The 19,929-nt window shown below is 62.7% G+C and carries 16 protein-coding genes and 1 tRNA gene; 12 read left to right on the top strand and 5 right to left on the bottom strand.

All coding sequences use genetic code 11. The features are described 5' to 3' along the window. Window positions 1-84: 84 nt before the first annotated feature. Entirely contained in the window at window positions 85-627 is a 543-nt protein-coding gene (locus tag I6L33_RS03025; protein ID WP_005306461.1) for a hypothetical protein, read from the bottom strand. A 209-nt stretch (window positions 628-836) separates the two neighbouring features. On the opposite strand from I6L33_RS03025, the gene I6L33_RS03020 reads away from it, so the two are divergent. Both I6L33_RS03020 and I6L33_RS03015 read left to right on the top strand, forming a co-directional pair. Further along, window positions 837-913, top strand: a tRNA-Trp gene (locus tag I6L33_RS03020). A gap of 293 nt (window positions 914-1,206) precedes the next feature. Next, a complete protein-coding gene (locus tag I6L33_RS03015) occupies window positions 1,207-2,577 on the top strand; it encodes a phosphatidylserine decarboxylase family protein (RefSeq protein WP_216973520.1) in 1,371 nt (456 codons plus the stop codon). Window positions 2,578-2,626: 49 nt separating this feature from the next. On the opposite strand, the gene I6L33_RS03010 is transcribed toward I6L33_RS03015, so the two are convergent. Further along, window positions 2,627-3,145, bottom strand: a complete 519-nt coding sequence (locus I6L33_RS03010; protein WP_019839389.1) for a class IV adenylate cyclase — start codon at window positions 3,143-3,145, stop codon at window positions 2,627-2,629. Window positions 3,146-3,387: 242 nt separating this feature from the next. Here I6L33_RS03010 and I6L33_RS03005 point away from each other — a divergent pair, with 242 nt between their 5' ends. Then, window positions 3,388-5,280 carry a methyl-accepting chemotaxis protein gene (locus I6L33_RS03005; RefSeq protein ID WP_216973519.1) on the top strand — a complete coding sequence of 631 codons (1,893 nt, stop codon included), beginning with the start codon at window positions 3,388-3,390 and terminating at the stop codon, window positions 5,278-5,280. Between the two features lie 49 nt (window positions 5,281-5,329). Here the strand turns inward: I6L33_RS03005 and I6L33_RS03000 are convergent, their stop codons facing one another. Next, window positions 5,330-5,857: a lipocalin family protein gene (locus I6L33_RS03000; protein ID WP_216973518.1), complete on the bottom strand. Its 528-nt coding sequence runs from the start codon at window positions 5,855-5,857 to the stop codon at window positions 5,330-5,332. A gap of 17 nt (window positions 5,858-5,874) precedes the next feature. Further along, window positions 5,875-6,777 (bottom strand): AraC family transcriptional regulator, encoded by a 903-nt coding sequence (locus I6L33_RS02995; protein WP_216973517.1) that lies wholly within the window; start codon window positions 6,775-6,777, stop codon window positions 5,875-5,877. A gap of 145 nt (window positions 6,778-6,922) precedes the next feature. Here I6L33_RS02995 and yqhD point away from each other — a divergent pair, with 145 nt between their 5' ends. The 7 genes from yqhD to I6L33_RS02960 all read left to right on the top strand — a co-directional run bounded on the left by yqhD (window position 6,923) and on the right by I6L33_RS02960 (window position 17,062). Continuing rightward, the gene (gene yqhD / locus I6L33_RS02990) at window positions 6,923-8,086 is read left to right on the top strand and encodes an alcohol dehydrogenase (RefSeq protein WP_017784171.1); all 1,164 of its coding nucleotides are present in this window, start codon (window positions 6,923-6,925) and stop codon (window positions 8,084-8,086) included. Between the two features lie 507 nt (window positions 8,087-8,593). Then, on the top strand, window positions 8,594-10,120 hold the full coding sequence (pntA, locus tag I6L33_RS02985; protein ID WP_017764816.1) for a Re/Si-specific NAD(P)(+) transhydrogenase subunit alpha: 1,527 nt from the start codon (window positions 8,594-8,596) through the stop codon (window positions 10,118-10,120). A gap of 11 nt (window positions 10,121-10,131) precedes the next feature. Beyond that, window positions 10,132-11,616, top strand: a complete 1,485-nt coding sequence (pntB, locus tag I6L33_RS02980) for a Re/Si-specific NAD(P)(+) transhydrogenase subunit beta (protein WP_005306445.1) — start codon at window positions 10,132-10,134, stop codon at window positions 11,614-11,616. Between the two features lie 96 nt (window positions 11,617-11,712). Then, window positions 11,713-12,465 carry an ABC transporter substrate-binding protein gene (locus tag I6L33_RS02975; protein WP_017784169.1) on the top strand — a complete coding sequence of 251 codons (753 nt, stop codon included), beginning with the start codon at window positions 11,713-11,715 and terminating at the stop codon, window positions 12,463-12,465. Window positions 12,466-12,780: 315 nt separating this feature from the next. After that, entirely contained in the window at window positions 12,781-14,088 is a 1,308-nt protein-coding gene (locus I6L33_RS02970; protein ID WP_043158750.1) for a serine dehydratase subunit alpha family protein, read from the top strand. 166 nt (window positions 14,089-14,254) lie between these two features. Beyond that, window positions 14,255-15,655, top strand: coding sequence for an L-cystine transporter (locus I6L33_RS02965; protein WP_216973516.1), 1,401 nt, complete (start codon window positions 14,255-14,257; stop codon window positions 15,653-15,655). A gap of 78 nt (window positions 15,656-15,733) precedes the next feature. Then, window positions 15,734-17,062: a CoA-disulfide reductase gene (locus I6L33_RS02960; RefSeq protein WP_216973515.1), complete on the top strand. Its 1,329-nt coding sequence runs from the start codon at window positions 15,734-15,736 to the stop codon at window positions 17,060-17,062. A 142-nt stretch (window positions 17,063-17,204) separates the two neighbouring features. On the opposite strand, the gene I6L33_RS02955 is transcribed toward I6L33_RS02960, so the two are convergent. Further along, on the bottom strand, window positions 17,205-17,960 hold the full coding sequence (locus I6L33_RS02955) for an outer membrane protein assembly factor BamD (RefSeq protein WP_005306434.1): 756 nt from the start codon (window positions 17,958-17,960) through the stop codon (window positions 17,205-17,207). Between the two features lie 117 nt (window positions 17,961-18,077). On the opposite strand from I6L33_RS02955, the gene rluD reads away from it, so the two are divergent. After that, window positions 18,078-19,058, top strand: coding sequence for a 23S rRNA pseudouridine(1911/1915/1917) synthase RluD (rluD, locus tag I6L33_RS02950; protein WP_010635820.1), 981 nt, complete (start codon window positions 18,078-18,080; stop codon window positions 19,056-19,058). A gap of 119 nt (window positions 19,059-19,177) precedes the next feature. Next, the gene (gene pgeF, locus I6L33_RS02945; RefSeq protein WP_216973514.1) at window positions 19,178-19,915 is read left to right on the top strand and encodes a peptidoglycan editing factor PgeF; all 738 of its coding nucleotides are present in this window, start codon (window positions 19,178-19,180) and stop codon (window positions 19,913-19,915) included. Window positions 19,916-19,929: the final 14 nt, after the last annotated feature.

Below are 19,929 nucleotides of genomic sequence, written 5' to 3'. Positions count from 1 at the left end.
TTTTTTCAAACCGGACAGATTATAGAGTCGCATTTTGAATTGTCAAAAATTTATTTCAAAGGCAAGATTTGCACGGAAAAACGTTTAAGTGCTGCGAACAGGTCGGCAAACCCACACCTGATGCTGGGGCTGCAGTGGCTCGTCATCATGCACCATGGCACGCAGATAGCCGAGCCTGTGGTGCCCTTCCAGCAGGCAGTAGGGGTGGGGCAGGGGTTGTCCGTTCGGGTAGCTGTCCCCGGCCGTCGATGCCAGCACTATGATGGGTTCTGGCCAACTCCCTTCACGCAACATCCTCTCCCCGAGCCAGGAGCTGCGCACGTAGCGGTTGCTGCGCAGCATCTCGCCCCAACGTTCGATCACCTCCATATGGCGGGAGTCTATCTGGTCGATGATCCGGGCGGTGGGCCAGCTCTCGCACTCGAACTGATGGCGGGCGAGATCGATAAAGCTCCAGTTGGACTCAAAACCGCGCCAATGGCGATAAATCCACTGGATGAGCACATTTTCGGGAATGAAGGGCACCAGCGGGGCGACCCGTGCCAGATAGTCGGGCAGTGTCTCGGTTTTGCTTTCATCCCTGAAGTTGAGCGGTGCAAGTTGTTGCAGTAACCGGTAATTGAGCATGTGCAGCCCCCTTCTTGCCTGGCCCCAACTTTAACCCTACCCCCATTGCGGTCAGTTTCCTACCCAAACAAGGCTGTAAATACAGCAGGTTACCCATTGGAGCTGCATAAATTGGCGGGATCTGCTCGTCCTTTGCGCAATCGCACCGAAAGTGAGAAAAAAGCCTTTACCTTTGAAACCCGCTTTGTATACTACGCCTCGTTTGTTGCAGGGGCGTAGTTCCAATTGGTAGAACAGCGGTCTCCAAAACCGATGGTTGCGGGTTCGAGTCCTGCCGCCCCTGCCATTTTCAGAAAAGCCAGCTCATTGAGCTGGCTTTTCGCTTTTCCGGGCCTGCCACTCTCCTTTTGCACATCCCTTGTGCCGCCTGCTCTCCTGGCCTGGTTGCTCTCCCCATATCCGCCTATCCCAACCGCTAGTCGCTATTGCGCCACTCTGCCCTGTCGTTTCTGGCAATCGTGCTGCAGGGCCCCCTGTGCTACATAACAGGGTCGGTGCCCTGGCATGCCGCTGGCAGGCCGGCACTCAATGCTCAAGCCGTGGATTGTGGGCGTGCACATCAGCTGAGGAGAGCGAACCATGAACAAGGCAGTGGAAACCCGATTGAACAAGTCCCGACCCGGCGGCTGGATCCCCCAGGATGGGGCCCATGTCGAGCGCTGGATCCGGCGGATCAAGCACTACGTGAACCAGCAGCCGAGGGCGCTGGTCCCCCCCATCGCCGAGCTGCGGGATCTGGTCAAGGCCGACCCGGCGCTGCATGCCCAGGCCGAGGCCATGTTCAAGGAGGCCTGGCGCCACAAGCACCAGACCCCGCTCGGTCAGCCTGAGGTGCGCTCGTTCGAGGAGTTCCTCGGTCTGCTCAACGGCATCATGACCACGGCCCCCGAGGCCTATCAGGACATCCCCAGCCAGGAACCGTCCGGCCTCATCGGCTTTCCCATCAATGCCCTGCTCGACTGGCCCATGGCCACCCGCTCCGGCTACCAGTTTTTTGCCAATGCCCTGGTCAACCAGCAGTTCAAGAAGATCCTCGACTACTGGGCCCAGTTCCTGCAAAGCCCGGCTTCCCGCTATGTGCTGACCGAGCCGGTAAGCCGGCTGGATCGCGAGACCCTGGTGGTGCCCTGGCTCGGCAAGGCGGCCAAGGCCGAGATGGTGCAGGTGGCGAACGAAGCGGTCGGGGAGGGGCCCAACCCCACGCCGGGCAGTTTCGAGCAGATCTTCGAGTGCGAGCCGGCGGCCGATTACCACGGCTTCGGCTGCTGGGACGACTTCTTCACCCGGCGTTTTCGGGCCGGGGTGCGGCCGGTCTCGGCGCCAACGGATGACAATGTCATCGTCAACGCCTGCGAGTCGGCGCCGCTGCAGGTGCGCAAGGAGGTGAGCCGCAGCGATCAGTTCTGGCTCAAGGGGCAGCCCTATTCGCTGGAGAACATGCTCGATTTTGACGATCTGGCCCCCCGTTTCGAGGGCGGCACCGTCTACCAGGCCTTCCTCAGCGCGCTCAGCTACCACCGCTGGCACAGCCCGGTGAGCGGCACCATCCGCAAGGTGCGCGTCGTCAACGGCACCTACTATCTGGAGAACCAGTTCGAAGGCTTTGCCGACCCGCAGGGGGCGGATCCCTGCGCCCCCAACAACTCCCAGCCGTTCCTCACCTCGGTGGCGACCCGGGCACTCATCTTCATCGAGGCGGACAACCCCAAAATCGGTCTGATGTGCGTGGTACCGGTGGGGATGGCCGAGGTGTCGAGCTGCGAGATCACGGTGCAGGCGGGGGACAGGGTGAAGAAGGGGGATCAGCTCGGCATGTTCCACTTCGGCGGCTCCACCCACTGTCTGCTGTTTCGCCCCGGCGTCAGGCTGGAGTTCGACTTCCATGGCCAGACCCCAGGGCTGGATGCGACCAATATGCGGCTCAATACCGCCATCGCCCGGGTCAAGTAGCTCTGCCGGGCAGAGTATGGGAGGCCGCCTGCGGGCGGCCTTGTTGCATTCAGGCCTGCTGCCGGAGAAGCAGATCCAGATAGGCGCCTTCTATCAGCCGGGAGGGCTCAACTCCAAGCTGCGCCATGAGGTCGTTGGCTTCCTGCATCCCCGCCTCAAGCGGCTCGTCCTCCTCCAGCACCACCTCCAGTTCGAGGAAGTGGCCGAGCCCCTGCACCCGATCGAGGTGGATCCGGGTTCTGCCGACCAGCAACAGGGTGCGCTTCTTCTGCACCCTGCCGATCTGGCCCCAGGCCAGGCTGAGGGTCTCCCGCAGGCGATCCGGTTCATGTGTCGGGGTCAGCTGATAGAAGCTCTCCTTGGGGCCTTGTTGATCGGCGCGGCGGTAGAAGATGAGCTCGCCGGCCGAGGGGGACAAGGTTCGCAGCTTCAGACGACTGGCGTCACAGCGAAAGAAGGTGTCATCCTGCTCGATCTCGACGGGGCCCTGATCGGCGATGGCGAGTGCCTTGGGGAGTAGGTCATCTATCCGCTCTATGCTGGCTTTTATCTCGATATTTCGGGGCATGGCAGGCTTATCCATCAGGGTTTGAAGGAGTCCAACCTAGCACGGATTGCTCCCCTGCATAGCCATTTGTCGAGACGGATATCGGACGAAGAGTGGGTGGTTTTTCGTGAGCTGTGGCACAACCTGTTGCCGAGTCATGATAAATCGACAGGATTCACTAAAGTCTGTTCAGCATGTGGCCGATAGCCTTGATTAAACAAGGGTCTCTCCCTGGCCCGTCACAACAACAAGGATCCGTAGTCATGACACTTTCGTTGCGCGGCAAGCTGCTGGCCACCAGTCTGGGGGTGGTGCTGCTGATGGCCTCACTGCTCGGCATCGTTGCCTTTCACACCCTCAAATCCCGCACCATGAGCGCCATCCAGAGCGAGGCGGTCAACTATGGCCACGCCTACTCGGTCGCTATCGGCGACTGGATGGCGGATCGCAAGAACACGGTGCACGCGCTGGTGAACCTGATCGCCGACAACCCGCAGGCCGAGCTGGTGCCCCACCTGAAGCAGGCCTACACCTCGGGTGGCTTCGGGCTTACCTACTTTGGTTCTACCCAGGGGGTGATGACCCGCCAGGACCCCTCCCTCAATACCGGCAACTATGACCCGCGCGAGCGCCCCTGGTATCAGGACGCGGTGAAGGCGGGACAGCTTATCGTCACCGCCCCCTATGTCAGCGTCACCATGCAGAAGCTGGTGGTCACCCTCTCCGAGCCGGTGCTGTATCAGGGAGAGCTGGTCGGCGCCGTGGGGGCCAACCTGGCGCTCGACAAGCTGATCGACGAGGTACTGGCGATGCAGGTGCAGGGGGATGGGTACGCCATGCTGCTCGACAGCAGCGGGCTCATCGTCGGCCACCCCAACAAGGAGCTGGCGCTCAAGCAGATTGGCGAGCTCTCTCCCGACCTGTCGGCGGCCACCTTCCAGCAGTGGGGTCGCGAGAACAACGAGCTGCACGCCGCCACCCTCGACGGGCGCGACGTGTTGCTGGCGGTGCAACCGGTGGCGGGCACCGACTGGCTGCTGGCCATGGTGATGTATCGCGACGTGCTGGAGGCACCGCTCGCCACCCTGCTGTGGCAGCTGGTGGGGCTGACCCTGGTGCTGATGCTGGTGTTCAGCGCCCTGCTCACCGCCATGTTCAAGTATCTGTTTGCCGATCTGGGCCGGGTGGCCGGCGCGCTGCACGACATCGCCCACGGCGAGGGGGACCTCACGGTCCACATCAACACCCGCAGCAAGGACGAGGTGGGTCAGCTGGCGGAGAGCTTCAACCAGTTCGTGGCGCGGCTGCACGGCATCGTCAGCCGACTGCGTGACGTTACCGTCGAGCTGGCGGCCCAGTCTCGCGCCCAGGCGGCCGGCGCCCAGTCCCGCAGCCAGCGGGTGCGCCAGCAGCAGGACGAGATCGTGATGGTGGCGACCGCGGTGACCGAGATGGCCTCCGCCACCCAGGAGATCGCCGGCAACGCCGAGTTTGCCGCCACCACCTCGGGCGATGCGGTCAAGCTGGCGGTATCGGGCCAGTCGCAGGTCGGCCAGAGCCAGCGCAGCATCACGGGGCTCGCGGACGAAGTGGCCGACGCCAGCCAGATCATCAACGAGCTGGATGCCCATGCCCAGAAGATCAGCGGCATTCTGGCCACCATCAGCGGCATCGCTGAGCAGACCAACCTGCTGGCCCTCAACGCCGCCATCGAGGCGGCCCGGGCCGGCGAGCAGGGGCGCGGCTTTGCGGTGGTGGCGGACGAGGTGCGAGTGCTGTCGCGCCGCACCCACGACTCCACCGACGAGATCCAGCAGATGATCGAGACCCTGCAGCAGACCACCCGCCGGGCGGTGGGCGGCATGGAGACCAGTCGCCAGCTGGCGGGCACCAGCGTGGAGGATGCGGAGTCCGCCAACCAGAGCCTGGCGCGGATCAACGAGGCGATCGGTTCCATCAGCGACATGGCGACCCAGATTGCGGCGGCGGCCGAAGAGCAGACCTCGGTCACCAGCGAGATCAGCCGCAACACCGAGAACATCCGCCACGTCTCCCAGGAGCTGGCCGAGCAGGCCAATCAGGAGGCGGTGCAGGCGGCCGAGCTGAAGGGGCTGACCGAGCGGCTGGAGCAGGAGATCGGCCGCTTCCGGCTCTGATCATCGCTCGAACGTCCATGAAAAAGGGCAGCCCGCGGGCTGCCCTTTGTTATTTCACGACAGGCTCAGGGGTCTGCTTGACCCAGATCAGCTGATCGGTGGCAAAGCCCAGCCCCTTGGCCTTGGCGATCAGCGCATCCACGTTGGCCTTGGGCGGATTGGGGGAACGGGCGAGGATCCAGAGGTAGTCGTGGTTGTAGCTGGTCACCAGCGAGAGCTGATAATCGGGATCCAGCTCGATGACGTTGTAGCCGCCGTAGAAGGGGCCGAAGAAGCTCACCTTGAGCCGTGCCTCGTCCGGCTTGTCGACAAAGTAGGCCTTGCCCTCTGCCTCGCGCCAGCTGCCGTCACTCTGCTTGCCGCGATTGAGCACCCTGACCCCGCCGTCGTCGCGCAGGCTGTAGGTGGCGCTCACCTGCTCCAGTCCGCGCTCAAAGCTATGGTCGAGGCGGGCTATCTCGTACCAGGTACCGAGGTAGCGGTCGAGCTGGAAGCCGGTAACGGGGCGGATGCCGTCGGCGAGGCCGGTACAGGCCGTCAGCAGGCAGGCGGTGAGCAGGCAAAGCAGTGTACGCATGAACAGTTCCTCTCTGGTTATCCCTCTATGATGCGCAGCTGGCCTTCCCGAAAGCGGGAGGCCTGATCCGTCGGCGTGCTGCCGAAGAAGCGCTTGTACTCCCGGCTGAACTGGGAGTTGCTCTCGTAGCCGACCCTGGCCGCCGCGGTGCCCGCCTTGATGCCGTCGTGCAGCATCATCATCCGCGCCTTGTGGAGGCGAAACGACTTGATGTACTGCAACGGCGAGGTGGCGGTGACCGCCTTGAAGTGGTGGTGGAAGGCGGAGACGCTCATGTTCACCTCCCGTGCCAGCTCCTCCATGGTCAGGTTGTCGGCGAAACGCTGCTCTATCATACGCAGCACCCGGGCAATCTGGCCCACATGGTTGTGGCGGTTGGCGAGCGCTTGCAGCGCCGGGCCACCCCCCTCGTGCAGGGCGTAGAACAGCATCTCCCGTACCGTCTGCGGCCCCAGCACCCGGGCGTGATGGGGTTTGTCCATCAGATCGATCAGTCGCTCGGCGGCGCAGAACATGGCCTTCGACAGGGGCACCGAGTGCACACCGCTCTTTTGCGGAGCGGGGGCGGGCAGGGCATCCCCCAGCTCCAGCAACAGCTCCTGCAGGGTCACCAAGTTGATCTCGAGGGAGAAGCCGATGAGGGGCTGCTCGGGGGAGGCGAAGCACTCGCACTCGCAGGGCAGCGGCAGGGTCATCAGCAGGTAGTGGTTGGGGTCGTAGCGAAACACCTGGTCCGCCAGATAGCCCACCTTGTGCCCTTGCAGGATCACTATCATCCGCGGCTGGTAGAGCACAGGGGTGCGGCCGTGGTATTCGGTGGTGTAGATGAGGCTCACCTGATCCACCGGCGAGGGAGTGATGCCGGGGGCGGTGACGTGGCGAGCCAGCTTGGCGGCGAGGTCGGTGTAGCGTGTCTGCATGGGGTGCTCTTGAAGTCTGTTCTGACTGTTTTGTAGAAATAGGCAAATAACTAGCAGGATGTTGTCTTGATGGTATTGGTTGTCTGGAGAAAAATGCAATCACATTTTTGCGGCCTGGCCGCCAGAGACTAAAAAGGCAATGTCGATGAACAACTTCACCCTGCATACCCCGACCAAGATCCTGTTCGGCAAGGGCCAGGTCGCCCAGCTGCGTGCCCAACTGCCACACGACGCCCGCATCCTCATCACCTACGGTGGCGGCAGCGTGGTGCGCAGCGGCCTGCTGGCCCAGATCCGCAGCGAACTGGCCGGCATGACCCTGTTTGAATTCGGCGGCATCGAGCCCAACCCCACCTATGAAACCCTGATGGGGGCGGTCGAGCTGGCCCGCGCCGAGCGGGTCGACTTCCTGCTGGCTGTCGGCGGCGGCTCCGTGCTCGACGGCACCAAGTTCATCGCCGCGGCTGCCCATTATGATCCGGCCCGGGATCCCTGGCACATCCTCGAGACCGTGGGCAATGAAGTGCGCTCCGCCATCCCGCTCGGCGCCGTGCTGACCCTGCCGGCCACCGGTTCCGAGATGAACATGGGCGCCGTGGTGACCCGTCGCAGCAGCGGCGACAAGGTGCACTTCTTCTCGCCCTTCGTGATGCCGCGCTTCGCCGTGCTCGACCCGGTGCTCACCTACACCCTGCCGGCCCGTCAGGTGGCCAACGGGGTGGTGGATGCCTTCGTGCACATCCTGGAGCAGTACCTCACCTACCCGGTCAACGCCAAGGTGCAGGATCGCTTCGCCGAGGGCCTGCTGCTGACCCTGCTGGAAGAGGGCCCCAAGGCACTGGTGGAACCAGAAAACTACGAGGTGCGCGCCAACATCATGTGGAGTGCCACCCTGGCGCTGAACGGCCTGATCGGAGCCGGTGTACCGCAGGACTGGGCCACCCACATGCTGGGCCACGAGATCACCGCCCTGCACGGCCTCGACCACGCCCAGACCCTGGCGGTGGTGCTGCCGGCCCTGCTGCAGGCCAAGCGCCAGCAGAAACACGCCAAGCTGCTGCAATACGCCGAGCGGGTGTGGGATCTGCGCAGTGGCAGCGAGGCTGAGCGCATCGACGGCGCCATCGCCGCCACCCGCGACTTCTTCGAGCGGATGGGGATCAAGACCCGGCTGCGGGATTACGGCGTGGCGGACGCAGGAATTGATACCCTGCTCGGCAAGCTGGCGGAACACGGCATGACCGCCATCGGCGAGCACGGCGATATCGACCTGGTGCAGAGCCAGCATATTTATGAGGCGGCCTGGTAAGCCGGGCGCACCGGTCAGTCACCATCGAAACGATTAAATAACAGGGGCCGGATCCGCCTATTTGGCGGGTAGACGGCCCCTTGTCTGTTACAAAACAGTTACTTTTTTCGTTTTCGGCCTGATATCTGTGATCCGTGCGGATTTCGTAAGAACAAAAAGCGCTAAGATAGAGGGCCGGTAAAACATTTTTTTTGACTGGTTGGATCACTTTTTCCAGCGCTTTTTACTGGTATAAGTCGCTAATTTGGTTTGTTTTTTTAAATCATGGTCCGGGACGGGCTGAATTCTGTACGCGCGCTGCCGGGACTGCGGTTGTAATAAAACTCCAAAATTTGATACTAATCACCTTCGCGCCTGAAAAGCGGGGGCCTGACCATGACAGGAGGTTGAGGTAAAGCCTACTGATTTTCATAACAAAGGGCCCGTGACCTGCACTTTGGTCATGTCTTGTTTCGCCAGAAATGCGACACTGGGCAGCGATTGTTTATTAACCATCAGGGAATAGTCATGCAGATTGGAATACCGAGAGAGAGTCTCGCCGGTGAGACCCGGGTCGCAGCGACCCCGGCCACCGTTGAGCAGCTGAAAAAGCTCGGCTTCGAGGTCGCTATCGAGGCCGGTGCCGGCCTGCTGGCCAGCTTCGATGATGCCGCCTTCGAGGCTGCCGGTGCCAGCGTGGTGCCGAGCGTCTGGCAAGCCGACCTCATCTTCAAGGTCAATGCGCCGACCGATGCCGAGATCGCACAAATTAAAGATGGTGCCACTCTGGTGAGCTTCATCTGGCCCGCCCAGAACCCTGAGCTGGTCAAGAAGCTGTCCGCGCGCAACATCAATGTGATGGCGATGGACATGGTGCCGCGGATCTCCCGTGCCCAGTCCCTCGATGCCCTCTCCTCCATGGCCAACATCGGTGGCTATCGCGCCGTCGTTGAAGCCGCGCACCAGTTTGGTCGCTTCTTCACCGGCCAGATCACCGCCGCCGGTAAAGTGCCGCCCGCCAAGGTGCTGGTGATCGGTGCCGGTGTCGCCGGTCTGGCCGCCATCGGTACTGCCGGTTCCCTCGGTGCCATCGTGCGTGCGTTCGATACCCGTCTGGAAGTGGCCGAGCAGATCGAGTCCATGGGTGGTGAATTCCTCAAGCTCGACTTCGGCGGCGAGGATGGTTCTTCCTCCGATGGTTACGCCAAGGTAATGAGCGAAGAGTTCATCGCGGCCGAGATGGCGCTGTTTGCCCAGCAGGCCAAGGAAGTGGACATCATCATCACCACCGCCCTGATCCCGGGCAAGCCGGCACCCAAGCTGATCACCAAAGAGATGGTGGACAGCATGAAGCCGGGTTCCGTCATCGTGGACATGGCTGCCCAGGCTGGCGGCAACTGCGAATACACGGTATCGGGTGAACTGCATGTCACCGACAACGGCGTCAAGGTGATCGGTTACACCGATCTGCCGGGTCGTCTGCCTGCCCAATCCTCCCAGCTCTACGGTACCAACCTGGTCAACCTGATGAAGCTGATGTGCAAGGAGAAGGACGGCAACGTCGCCATCGACTTCGAAGACGTGGTGCAGCGCAACATGACGGTGATCCAGGCCGGTGAAGTGACCTTCCCGCCACCCGCCATCTCCGTCTCTGCCGCCCCGCAGAAGCCGGCCGCCGCCAAACCGGCTGCCAAGAAAGAAGAGGCCAAACCCTCCAACAAGAAGTTCGTGTTCGGTGCCCTCGGCATCGCCGCCTTCGGCTGGGTTGCTGCCGTGGCGCCTGCCGCGTTCCTCTCTCACTTCACCGTATTCATCCTGGCCTGTGTGGTCGGTTACTACGTGGTGTGGAACGTCTCTCACGCCCTGCACACGCCGCTGATGTCGGTCACCAATGCCATCTCCGGCATTATCGTGGTCGGTGCCCTGCTGCAGATTGGGCAAGGGTCGACCCTGGTCACCGCATTGGCCTTCATCGCCGTGCTGATTGCCAGTATCAACATCTTCGGCGGCTTCACCGTCACTCAGCGCATGCTGAAGATGTTCCGTAAGGATTAAGGGGGTTTAACGTGTCTCAAGGACTGGTAACAGCATCCTATATCGTTGCCGCCGTGCTCTTCATCCTCAGTCTCGCGGGACTGTCGAAGCAAGAGACGGCCAAACATGGCAACCTGTTCGGTATCGCGGGTATGGCCATCGCCCTGCTCGCCACCGTATTCAACCCGGAAACCAGTGGCGTTCACTGGATCATCCTGGCCATGGTGATCGGCGGTGCCATCGGCGTGCGTCTGGCGCTCAAGGTCGAGATGACCGAAATGCCCGAGCTGGTGGCCGTGCTGCACAGCTTCGTGGGTATGGCGGCCGTGCTGGTGGGCTTCAACAGCTTCATCGATCTGCACCCGTCTGCTCCGGCTGAAGTGGTGGTCTCTGTCGGTTCCAACCTAGATGCCACTCTGGCCGCGGCCCGCGCCGCCTTCGAACAGGCCAACAGCGTCGCCCAGGTCGAGCACCTGACCGGCGCCATGCTGAACATCCACCTGGTGGAAGTGTTCCTGGGCGTCTTCATCGGTGCGGTGACCTTCACCGGTTCCGTGGTGGCGTTTGGCAAGCTGCGTGGCCTGATCTCTTCCAAGCCGCTGATGCTGCCGCACCGCCACAAGCTGAACCTGCTGGCCGTGGTGGTCTCCATCGCGCTGATGATCCACTTCGTCAACGCCGGTGGCTCCACCTTCGCCCTGCTGGTGATGACCCTGATCGCCTTCGCCTTCGGCTGGCACCTGGTTGCCTCCATCGGCGGCGCCGACATGCCGGTGGTGGTCTCCATGCTGAACTCCTACTCCGGTTGGGCGGCGGCGGCGGCGGGCTTCATGCTCTCCAACGACCTGCTGATCGTCACCGGTGCCCTGGTGGGTTCTTCCGGTGCGATCCTGTCCTACATCATGTGCAAGGCGATGAACCGCTCCTTCATCTCCGTGATCGCCGGTGGCTTCGGTTCCGACGGTGTGGCCTCCACGGCCGACCAGGAGATGGGCGAATACCGCGAGACCAGCGCCGAAGACGTGGCCGAGCTGCTGAAAAACTCCAGCTCCGTCATCATCACCCCGGGCTACGGCATGGCGGTGGCGCAGGCCCAGTACCCGGTGGCCGAGATCACCCAGAAGCTGCGTGACCGCGGCGTCAAGGTGCGCTTCGGTATCCACCCGGTTGCCGGTCGTCTGCCTGGCCACATGAACGTGCTGCTGGCGGAAGCGAAAGTCCCGTACGACATCGTGCTGGAAATGGACGAGATCAACGAAGACTTCAGCGATACCGACACCGTGCTGGTGATCGGTGCCAACGACACCGTCAACCCGGCTGCCATGGAAGATCCGGGCAGCCCCATCGCCGGCATGCCGGTGCTGGAAGTGTGGAAGGCGCAGAACGTCATCGGCTTCAAGCGCTCCATGAACACTGGCTATGCCGGTGTGCAGAACCCGCTGTTCTTCAAAGAGAACACCCAGATGCTGTTCGGCGATGCCAAGGCCAGCGTCGAGGCCATCCTGAAAGCGCTGTAAGCGCCGGAGAGGAAAGCAAAAAGGAGGCTGCGGCCTCCTTTTTTATTACTTACTTTTTGGTATATCCTCAGCCAATGCACAGAGGGAGAGCGCGGCATGGTGTGGCGGAAAGGATGGATCCTGTTTTGTCTCTGGTGGGGGAGCCTGGTGCAGGCCGCCGAGCCGCCGACCCTGACCCTGCTCACTGAACTGTGGCCGCCCTATGTGATGCGCCTCGACGACGGCAGTCTGGGCGGTGCCGATCTTGAGCTGGCCCGCACCGTGCTCAAACGGATGGGCTACCAGACCAGGGTCAAGGTGTTGCCCTGGAAGCGGGTGCTGCAGGAGGCCAGGTTCCAGCGCGGCGATGCCGTGGTCGACGTCTTCTTCGAGGAGCGCCGGCTGGAGTGGCTGCATTATCCGGATGAACCCCTCTCCCAGAGCGGCGAAGTGATCTTCTTCCCCTTCAGCAAACCTGTCGACTATCAGAGCCTGGAGAGCCTCAAGGGGCTGCGTATCGGCACCCAGGCCGATTACGCCTATGGCGAACCCTTCCTGACCTCGGCCCTGTTCACCCGGGTGCCCATGACCGGGGAGAGCAACATGATCAAGCAGCTGCACCTGATGATGGCGGGTCGGCTGGATGCGGTGGTGATGAACCAGATAGTGGGCCGTTACCTGCTCAAGGGGCAGGGGCTGCAGGATCAGGTCGGTCACAGCGAAAAGATGGTGACCGAGAGCAACCGCAACTTTCTCGCCTTTACCCACAGGCCCGGCAACGAACGGCTGGCCTATCAGTTCTCCCTCGCCCTCAAGGCCTTCAAGCAGACCCCCGAGTATCAGGCCCTGCTGACCCGCTACGGGCTCTGACCCCCTCTTGAACCGGCGGTACCGGGCCGCTATCGCCCTGTTGTGCGCCTGTTCACATTTTGTGGCACTTCACCGCCAGTGGGGCATAATGCCTGCGCAAAAAGCGAGTCGGCTCAATTTTATTTGAGTCCTATTGCTTTAGAGTTACCAAAAGTTGATCGGATTGCCCAGCGCCACAGCGGCTCCGATCATAGGCGCGGCCCTCATTCGACTGCCGCCAGCCCGGCATCTCCCGCCATACTGGTTATATGTCGCTCCGCCGTTGCACGGCGGGCCGGACTGCACAATACACGCCCCCATGCGGGCACCATGAACATGAGACACATCGCAATGAACGCACAATGGACCGACTTTATTACCCTGCTCAAGCGTGAAGTGGTGCCGGCCCTTGGCTGCACCGAGCCCATGTCGGTGGCGCTGGCGGCGGCCAACTGCCGCAAGCTGCTGGGGCAGGTGCCGACCCGCGTCAGCGTCTGGGTCAGCGGCAACCTGTTCAAGAACGGCATGGGGGTCGGGGTGCCGGGCACCGGCATGATAGGGCTACCGGTGGCTGCCGCCGTCGGTATCACCGGCGGCAACCCGGATGCCGGGCTGGAGGTGCTCAAGACCCTCACGCCGGATCAGGTCGAAGCCGCCAAGGCGCTGCTGCCCGCCATCAAGGTGGACGTGAAGGACGTGCCGGACGTGCTCTACGCCGAGGTGCTGGCAGAGGTAGAGGGCCACAGCGCCCGGGTGGTGATCTGTACCGACCACACCCGCATCATCCTGATGGAGCGCGATGGCGAGGTGCTGATGGCGCAGGACAGTGCCCCTGGTGTGCAGATCCAGGCCGCCCCTGCCAGCAAGCCCACCATGACCCTGCGCGAGATTGTCGAGTTCGCCCTGCAGGTGCCGCTGGCCGAGATCGACTTCATCCGCGAGGCGGCCACTATGAACCAGGCGCTGGCGGACGAAGGGTTGCAGGGGTATGGCCTGCGCATCGGCAAGATCCTCACCGAGCAGGTGGAGCGCAAGCTGCTCTCCGATGATCTGATGACCCTGGCCATGCGCCTCTCTTCCGCCGCTTCCGACGCGCGGATGGATGGTGCCATGCTGCCCGCCATGTCCAACTCGGGCTCCGGCAACCAGGGCATTGCCGCCACCATGCCGGTGGTCGCCGCCGCCCGCTTCCTCAAGGCGAGCGACGAGCAGCTGACCCGGGCGCTGGTGATGAGCCACCTGGTCGCCATCTACATCAAGACCTACCAGAACAAGTTGTCGGCCCTCTGTGCCGCCAGCACCGCCGCCATGGGGGCGGGGGCCGCCATCACCTGGCTGCTGGGTGGTCAGTTCGAGCAAATTAGTCACTGCATCAACAACATGATTGGCGACGTTTCCGGTATCATCTGCGACGGTGCCGGCAGCGCCTGTTCCATGAAGGTCTCTACCTCCACCTCGGCGGCGGTGAAATCCTCGCTGATGGCCATCAACAATCTGCGGGTCCCCCAGAGCGAAGGCATCGTCTCCGACGATGTGGATCAGACCATCGCCAACCTGGGCCGCCTCTCCAAGCAGGGGATGCTGGATACCGATATCGAGATCATCAACATCATGCGGGCCAAGCAACAAGGCAAGGCCGAGTGATGCAAGAGGGTGGCGCAGGCCACCCTCCGTTTTTCTGCCAGTTGACGCCACCTCGGCCATACCGGGGGGCGCGCCGCCACGACGCGGCAGGTTTCAGGGAGGAGTGCGTACTGGGCACTCGTCCGCACACTTCGGGCCTAGCCCGATCATTTTGGGGAATATCGTCATGACTCTTAGCGTTATAGGTAATCTGGCCATCCTGGCCATGTTGCTGCTGTTTCTCTATCGGTTGCAGCAGACCCACGTCAGCTTCACCCGCCGGGTCTTCTCGGGGCTGGGGCTGGGCATCCTGTTCGGTGCCGCCCTGCAGCTGCTCTACGGGGCCGGTTCCGACGTGCTGGTGCAGACCGGCGACTACTTGGACATCGTCGGCAGCGGCTACGTGAAACTGCTGCAGATGATCATCATCCCGCTCATCATGGTCTCCATCATAGGGGCCATCCTCAAGCTCAACGGTGGTACCGCCCTTGGCAAGATCAGCGCCATGACCATAGGGGTACTGATCTTCACCACCATGATTGCCGCCGGGGCGGGCATCCTGATGTCCAACCTGTTCGGTCTGACCGCCGAGGGGCTCACCGCCGGCGCCGCCGAAACCGCCCGCGGGGTGGCCTTGCAGACCACCCTCGGCAGCGTCGAGAGCATGTCCTTTGCCAAGATGGTGCTGGAGTTCATCCCGGCCAACCCCTTCCTCGACATGACGGGGGCGCGCAAGACCTCCACCATCGCCGTGGTGATCTTCTCCATCTTCATCGGCCTCTCCGCCACCGGCATCGCCCGCAAGAAGCCGGAGATCTTCGCGAGTTTCGGCCACTTCATGCAGGTGGCCCACGTCATCGTGATGCGGATGGTGACCCTGGTGCTGCGCCTCACTCCCTACGGTGTGCTGGCGCTGATGACCAAGGTGGTGTCCGGCTCCAACTACGCCGACATCATCAACCTGCTCAACTTCGTGCTGGCCTCCTACGGTGCCATCGCCATCATGTTCGCCGTGCACCTGCTGCTGGTGGCGCTGGTGGGCATCAACCCGGCCCGCTTCCTGAAGAAGATCATGCCGGTGCTGGCCTTTGCCTTCACCTCCCGCACCAGTGCGGGTTCCATCCCGATGAACGTGCAGACCCAGACCAAGGCGCTCGGCATTCCGGAGGGGATCGCCAACTTCGCCGCCTCGTTCGGTTCGACCATCGGCCAGAACGGCTGCGCCGGCATCTATCCGGCCATGCTAGCGGTCATGATTGCGCCGACCGTGGGGGTCAACCCCATGGATCCGGCCTTCATCATGACCCTGATCGCCATCATCACCGTCAGCTCCTTCGGGGTAGCCGGCATTGGTGGCGGCGCCACCTTCGCCGCCCTGATCGTGCTCTCCGCGCTGGACTTCCCGGTGGCGCTGGCCGGTCTGCTGATCTCCATCGAGCCGCTGATCGACATGGGCCGTACCGCGTTGAACGTCTCCGGCTCCATCACCGCCGGTACTGTCACCAGCCGTCTGCTGGGGGAGACCGACATGGCGGTGTTTAACAGCGAGCAGGAAGTCTGTCTGGACGGCGAAGAGTCCACCATCTGATCCGCCGCGGGAGGGGATCCCTTCCGCCATCAACCACAGGGAGGGCACGCCCTCCCTGCGTCATTGACAGGAGCAAGTATGAGAATCGTGATCATCGGTGGCGAAGCCGCCGGCATGAGTGCGGCCGCCAAGGCGCGCCGACTGGCCAAAGAGGCTGAGATCGTGGTGTATGAGGCGTCCGAGGTGATCTCCTTCGGCGCCTGCGGTCTGCCCTATTTCGTTGGCGACGAGTTTCAGGAGCCCGGCTACATGGCCGAGTTCACCCCGGCGCAGTTCGCCGCCAAGGGGATCGAGGTCAAGACCGGCCACCGGGTGCTGAGCCTGGATGCCGCCGCCCAGACGCTGAAGGTCGAACATAACGGCGACACCTTCACCGATCGCTACGATCGGCTGATGATCGCCACCGGCGCTCGCGAAGTGATGCCGCCCATCCCGGGCCTGCAGCAGGAAGGGGTATTCGGCCTGCGCCGGATGGCCGATGGGCTGGCCCTCAAGGCCGCCGTGCAGGAGCCGCGCAATCGCCGAGCCCTGGTGATCGGCTCCGGCTTTATCGGGCTGGAGGTGGTCGAGGCGCTGGTCCATCAGGGCAAGGAGGTGCGTCTGATCGAACTGGCGGAGCGGGTCATCCCGGAGGCGTTCGACAGCGAAATCACCCAGCATATCGAGACTGAGCTGCGTGAGCAGGGAGTCTCCCTCCATCTCGGCGAGCGGGTCGAAGCCCTGCTGGGGGAGGGCCGGGTGACCGGCGTGCGCACCAGCCATGGCGAGTACGAGGCCGACATCGTGGTGGTCTGCACCGGGGTCAAGCCCAACACCGAGTTTCTGGCCGACACCGGCATCGAGCGGCTCGGCAATGGCGCCATCAAGGTGGACCGGCAGGGGCGCAGCTCGCTGGCCAATGTCTGGTCGGCCGGTGACTGTGCCAGCGTCTGGCACGGCGTGAAGCAGCAGCAGGTCTATGTGCCGCTCGCTACCATCGCCAACAAGTTGGGACGCATGGTGGGCGAGAACCTGGCGGGCGCCGAGCAGGAATTCCCGGGCACCCTCGGCTCTGCTGCGCTCAAGGTGCTGGGGCTGGAGGCGGGCCGTACCGGCCTCTCCGAGCAGGAGGCCAGGGCGATGGGCCTTGATTATCGTACCGTGGTGATCAAGGACAAGTGCCACACCAACTACTGCCCGGGTCAGTCCGACATTCACGTCAAGCTGGTCTATGAGGCGGGCAGCAAGCGGCTGCTGGGGGGGCAGATCCTCGGGCGCAAGGGGGCGGTGCACCGCATCGATGCGCTGGCGGTCGCCATCACCATGGGGGTGACCTCGGAGCAGCTCGGCATGCTGGACTTTGCCTACGCACCGCCCTTCTCCCGCACTTGGGATGTGCTCAACGTGGCGGGCAACGTCGCCAAGTAATACACGGCATGACGGCGTGGCTGATGTGCGCCGTCTTTCCCCATGCCGCCGGTACGGGGTGGTAAAGGGGCATGTCGTTCATGAACAGCGCCCATAAAAAAACCGGAGCCAAGGCTCCGGTTTTTCATGGTGCGGCAAGCGATCAGCTGCGACCGAGACGATTGTCCGGGTAGTTCTTGGCCAGCACTTCGCGGGCGTGCTGGGCCAGGGTCGGCATCTTCAGGGTGTCGTAGGAGTTGATCATGATCTCCAGCGCCTTCTCGGTTTCGGCCGTGTCGGGATAGGTCTCGACGATCAGCTTGGCCCGGTTGGCGGCGGCGATCAGCGCATCACGCTTCACATAGTACTCGGCCACGCTCAGATCGTAGCGGGCGAGCCGGTTCTTCAGACCGATCATGCGGGCACGGGCATCGGCGGCGTAGACGCTGTTGGGGTAGTTCTGCAACAGGGTCTTGAAATCCTGGAAGGCCTGACGGGCATAGGAGGGGTCTTTGTCGTCCCGATCGATGCCCAGGAAGTCCTGGAAGAAGTTGTAATCGCCGGCCATGTTGGTCAGACCGCGCATATAGAAGACGTAATCGATATTTTTATGCGCCGGATTGAGGCGGATAAAACGGTCGATATTGGCGATCGCCTGGGCAGTGTCATCCTGCTTGTAGTAGGCGTAAATGAGGTCGAGCTGAACCTGGTTGGAGTAGGCACCGAAAGGATAGCGAGAATCCAGCGCCTCCAGTAACTCGATAGCATTCAGGTAGTTACCTGCATCCAGCTTGACGCGTGCTTTCTGGTACAGGGTCTCCGGCGGTTCGTCCGGTACCTTGGGTTTGGTGCTGGAACAGCCTGTGATCAAGGTAGCGACCAAGGCGAGTGACATCAGCAGGTGAGACTTCTTTCCCATCAACAACATCCGGTCCATTTCCACGAAATTGGCAAAGTATCCGTTATGCTTGGCTAAAAGAAAAGCTAGAATACCCGGATTATTTCGAATTGATACCCCCCGCTCAAGAGACCATACATGAGCCAGCATATTGAACTGACAGGCGAATTCCAGGATCACCAATTCGGGCAGCGACTCGACCAGGCCCTGGCCGAATTGTTTCCAGACTACTCCCGCACCCGCATCAAGGAGTGGATTTTACAGGACAGAGTGACCCTGGATGGTCAGGTTGCCAATACCCCGCGCGAGAAGGTGCTGGCCGGGCAGAAGGTACATGTGGATGTCGAGCTGGAAGATGACACCCGCTTCGATGCGCAGGATATCGAGCTCAACATCGTTTACGAAGATGAACACATTCTGGTGATCGACAAGCCGGCCGGCCTAGTGGTTCACCCGGGCGCCGGTACGCCCGATGGCACCATCCTCAACGCCCTGCTGCACCGCTACCCGGACATCGCCGAAGTGCCCCGCGCCGGTATCGTGCACCGTCTGGATAAAGACACCACAGGTCTGATGGTGGTCGCCAAGACTGTGCCGGCCCAGACCCATCTGGTGGAAGCGCTGCAGGCGCGCCAGATCACCCGTGAGTACGAAGCGATCGCCATCGGTCACATGACCGCCGGCGGCACCGTCGATGCCCCCATCGGCCGTCACCCGACCCAGCGTACCCACATGGCCGTGGTGCCCAATGGCCGTCCTTCCGTGACCCACTACCGGGTGCACGAGAAGTTCCGCGGCCACACCCGGCTACGGCTGCGGCTGGAAACCGGTCGTACCCACCAGATCCGCGTGCACATGGCCCACATCAAGCACCCGCTGGTGGGTGATCCGGCCTACGGCGGTCGTCTGCGTCCGCTGCGCAACGCCATCCCCGAGCTGACCGAGGCCCTGCGCAACTTCCATCGCCAGGCGCTGCACGCCACCATGCTGCAGCTGGCGCACCCCATCACCGGTGAGGTGATGCAGTGGCACTCGCCGACGCCGCAGGACATGCTGGATCTGATGGAAGTGCTGCGGGCTGATACCCTGGCCAATCCGGACGATCTGGTCTGGAACTGATGAAAAGGGCGGCTCTGCGACGATTCCTGCCGTAACCCGCCCTGCATGACCTGATATGGGGCCCCTTGACTGGTTGCAGCCAAGGGGCCCCGTTTTCATATGAACGAAAGGAGCCACAGATGAAATGGATCGAACCCGACTGGCCGGCCCCGGCCAGGGTCAGAGCCCTGTCGACCACCCGTGACGGCGGCGTCAGCGAGGGGGTCTTTGCCGGCCTCAACCTGGGGGCCCACGTGGGGGACGAACCGGCCAGGGTCGAGGCCAACCGGGCCCGGCTGCAGCAGGCGGCCGCCATTCCCGGCACTCTCAACTGGCTCAATCAGGTGCACGGCACCGCGGTGCATCTCGTCAGCAGCGACTATGGCTGTACACCGGATGCGGATGCCGCCTGCGCCCGAGACGCGGGGCAGGCCTGCATCGTGATGACTGCCGACTGCCTGCCTGTGCTGTTCTGCGATCGGGCCGGCACCGTGGTGGCTGCCGCTCACGCCGGCTGGCGCGGGCTGCAGGGGGGTGTGCTGGAAGCGAGCATCGCCGCCATGGGCTGCGAGCCGGGCGAGATCCTGGCCTGGCTCGGCCCGGCCATCGGCCCCACTGCGTTTGAAGTGGGTGGCGAGGTGCGCGAGGCCTTTATGGCGGAGCAGGCTGCAGCAGAGGCAGCGTTTGTGCCTTCGTCCAACGAGGGCAAGTGGCTGGCGGATATCTACCAGCTGGCCCGCCTGCGCCTCGCCCGCGCCGGCGTCACCGCCGTCCATGGCGGTGAGCACTGCACCTTCAGCGACAGCGAGCAGTTCTACTCTTATCGTCGCGACGGCCAGACCGGCCGCATGGCCTCCATCATCTGGCTGGCCGAATAAACACTCAGCGGCCC

It is taken from the genome of Aeromonas sp. FDAARGOS 1403, assembly GCF_019047325.1.
Taxonomy (GTDB): Bacteria; Pseudomonadota; Gammaproteobacteria; order Enterobacterales; family Aeromonadaceae; genus Aeromonas; species Aeromonas dhakensis.
This window is presented reverse-complemented; position numbering and strand designations above follow the sequence as displayed.

What these genes read in the sequence shown, in the direction of transcription:
- I6L33_RS03005 (WP_216973519.1), top strand. Translation starts at nt 3,388, where the DNA reads ATGACACTTTCGTTGCGCGGCAAGCTGCTGGCCACCAGTCTGGGGGTG.
- I6L33_RS02995 (WP_216973517.1), bottom strand. Translation starts at nt 6,777, where the DNA reads ATGCAGACACGCTACACCGACCTCGCCGCCAAGCTGGCTCGCCACGTC.
- I6L33_RS02955 (WP_005306434.1), bottom strand. Translation starts at nt 17,960, where the DNA reads ATGGGAAAGAAGTCTCACCTGCTGATGTCACTCGCCTTGGTCGCTACC.
- yqhD (WP_017784171.1), top strand. Translation starts at nt 6,923, where the DNA reads ATGAACAACTTCACCCTGCATACCCCGACCAAGATCCTGTTCGGCAAG.
- I6L33_RS02965 (WP_216973516.1), top strand. Translation starts at nt 14,255, where the DNA reads ATGACTCTTAGCGTTATAGGTAATCTGGCCATCCTGGCCATGTTGCTG.
- I6L33_RS03015 (WP_216973520.1), top strand. Translation starts at nt 1,207, where the DNA reads ATGAACAAGGCAGTGGAAACCCGATTGAACAAGTCCCGACCCGGCGGC.
- I6L33_RS03000 (WP_216973518.1), bottom strand. Translation starts at nt 5,857, where the DNA reads ATGCGTACACTGCTTTGCCTGCTCACCGCCTGCCTGCTGACGGCCTGT.
- I6L33_RS02975 (WP_017784169.1), top strand. Translation starts at nt 11,713, where the DNA reads ATGGTGTGGCGGAAAGGATGGATCCTGTTTTGTCTCTGGTGGGGGAGC.
- pntA (WP_017764816.1), top strand. Translation starts at nt 8,594, where the DNA reads ATGCAGATTGGAATACCGAGAGAGAGTCTCGCCGGTGAGACCCGGGTC.
- pgeF (WP_216973514.1), top strand. Translation starts at nt 19,178, where the DNA reads ATGAAATGGATCGAACCCGACTGGCCGGCCCCGGCCAGGGTCAGAGCC.
- I6L33_RS03025 (WP_005306461.1), bottom strand. Translation starts at nt 627, where the DNA reads ATGCTCAATTACCGGTTACTGCAACAACTTGCACCGCTCAACTTCAGG.
- I6L33_RS03010 (WP_019839389.1), bottom strand. Translation starts at nt 3,145, where the DNA reads ATGCCCCGAAATATCGAGATAAAAGCCAGCATAGAGCGGATAGATGAC.
- rluD (WP_010635820.1), top strand. Translation starts at nt 18,078, where the DNA reads ATGAGCCAGCATATTGAACTGACAGGCGAATTCCAGGATCACCAATTC.
- I6L33_RS02960 (WP_216973515.1), top strand. Translation starts at nt 15,734, where the DNA reads ATGAGAATCGTGATCATCGGTGGCGAAGCCGCCGGCATGAGTGCGGCC.
- I6L33_RS02970 (WP_043158750.1), top strand. Translation starts at nt 12,781, where the DNA reads ATGAGACACATCGCAATGAACGCACAATGGACCGACTTTATTACCCTG.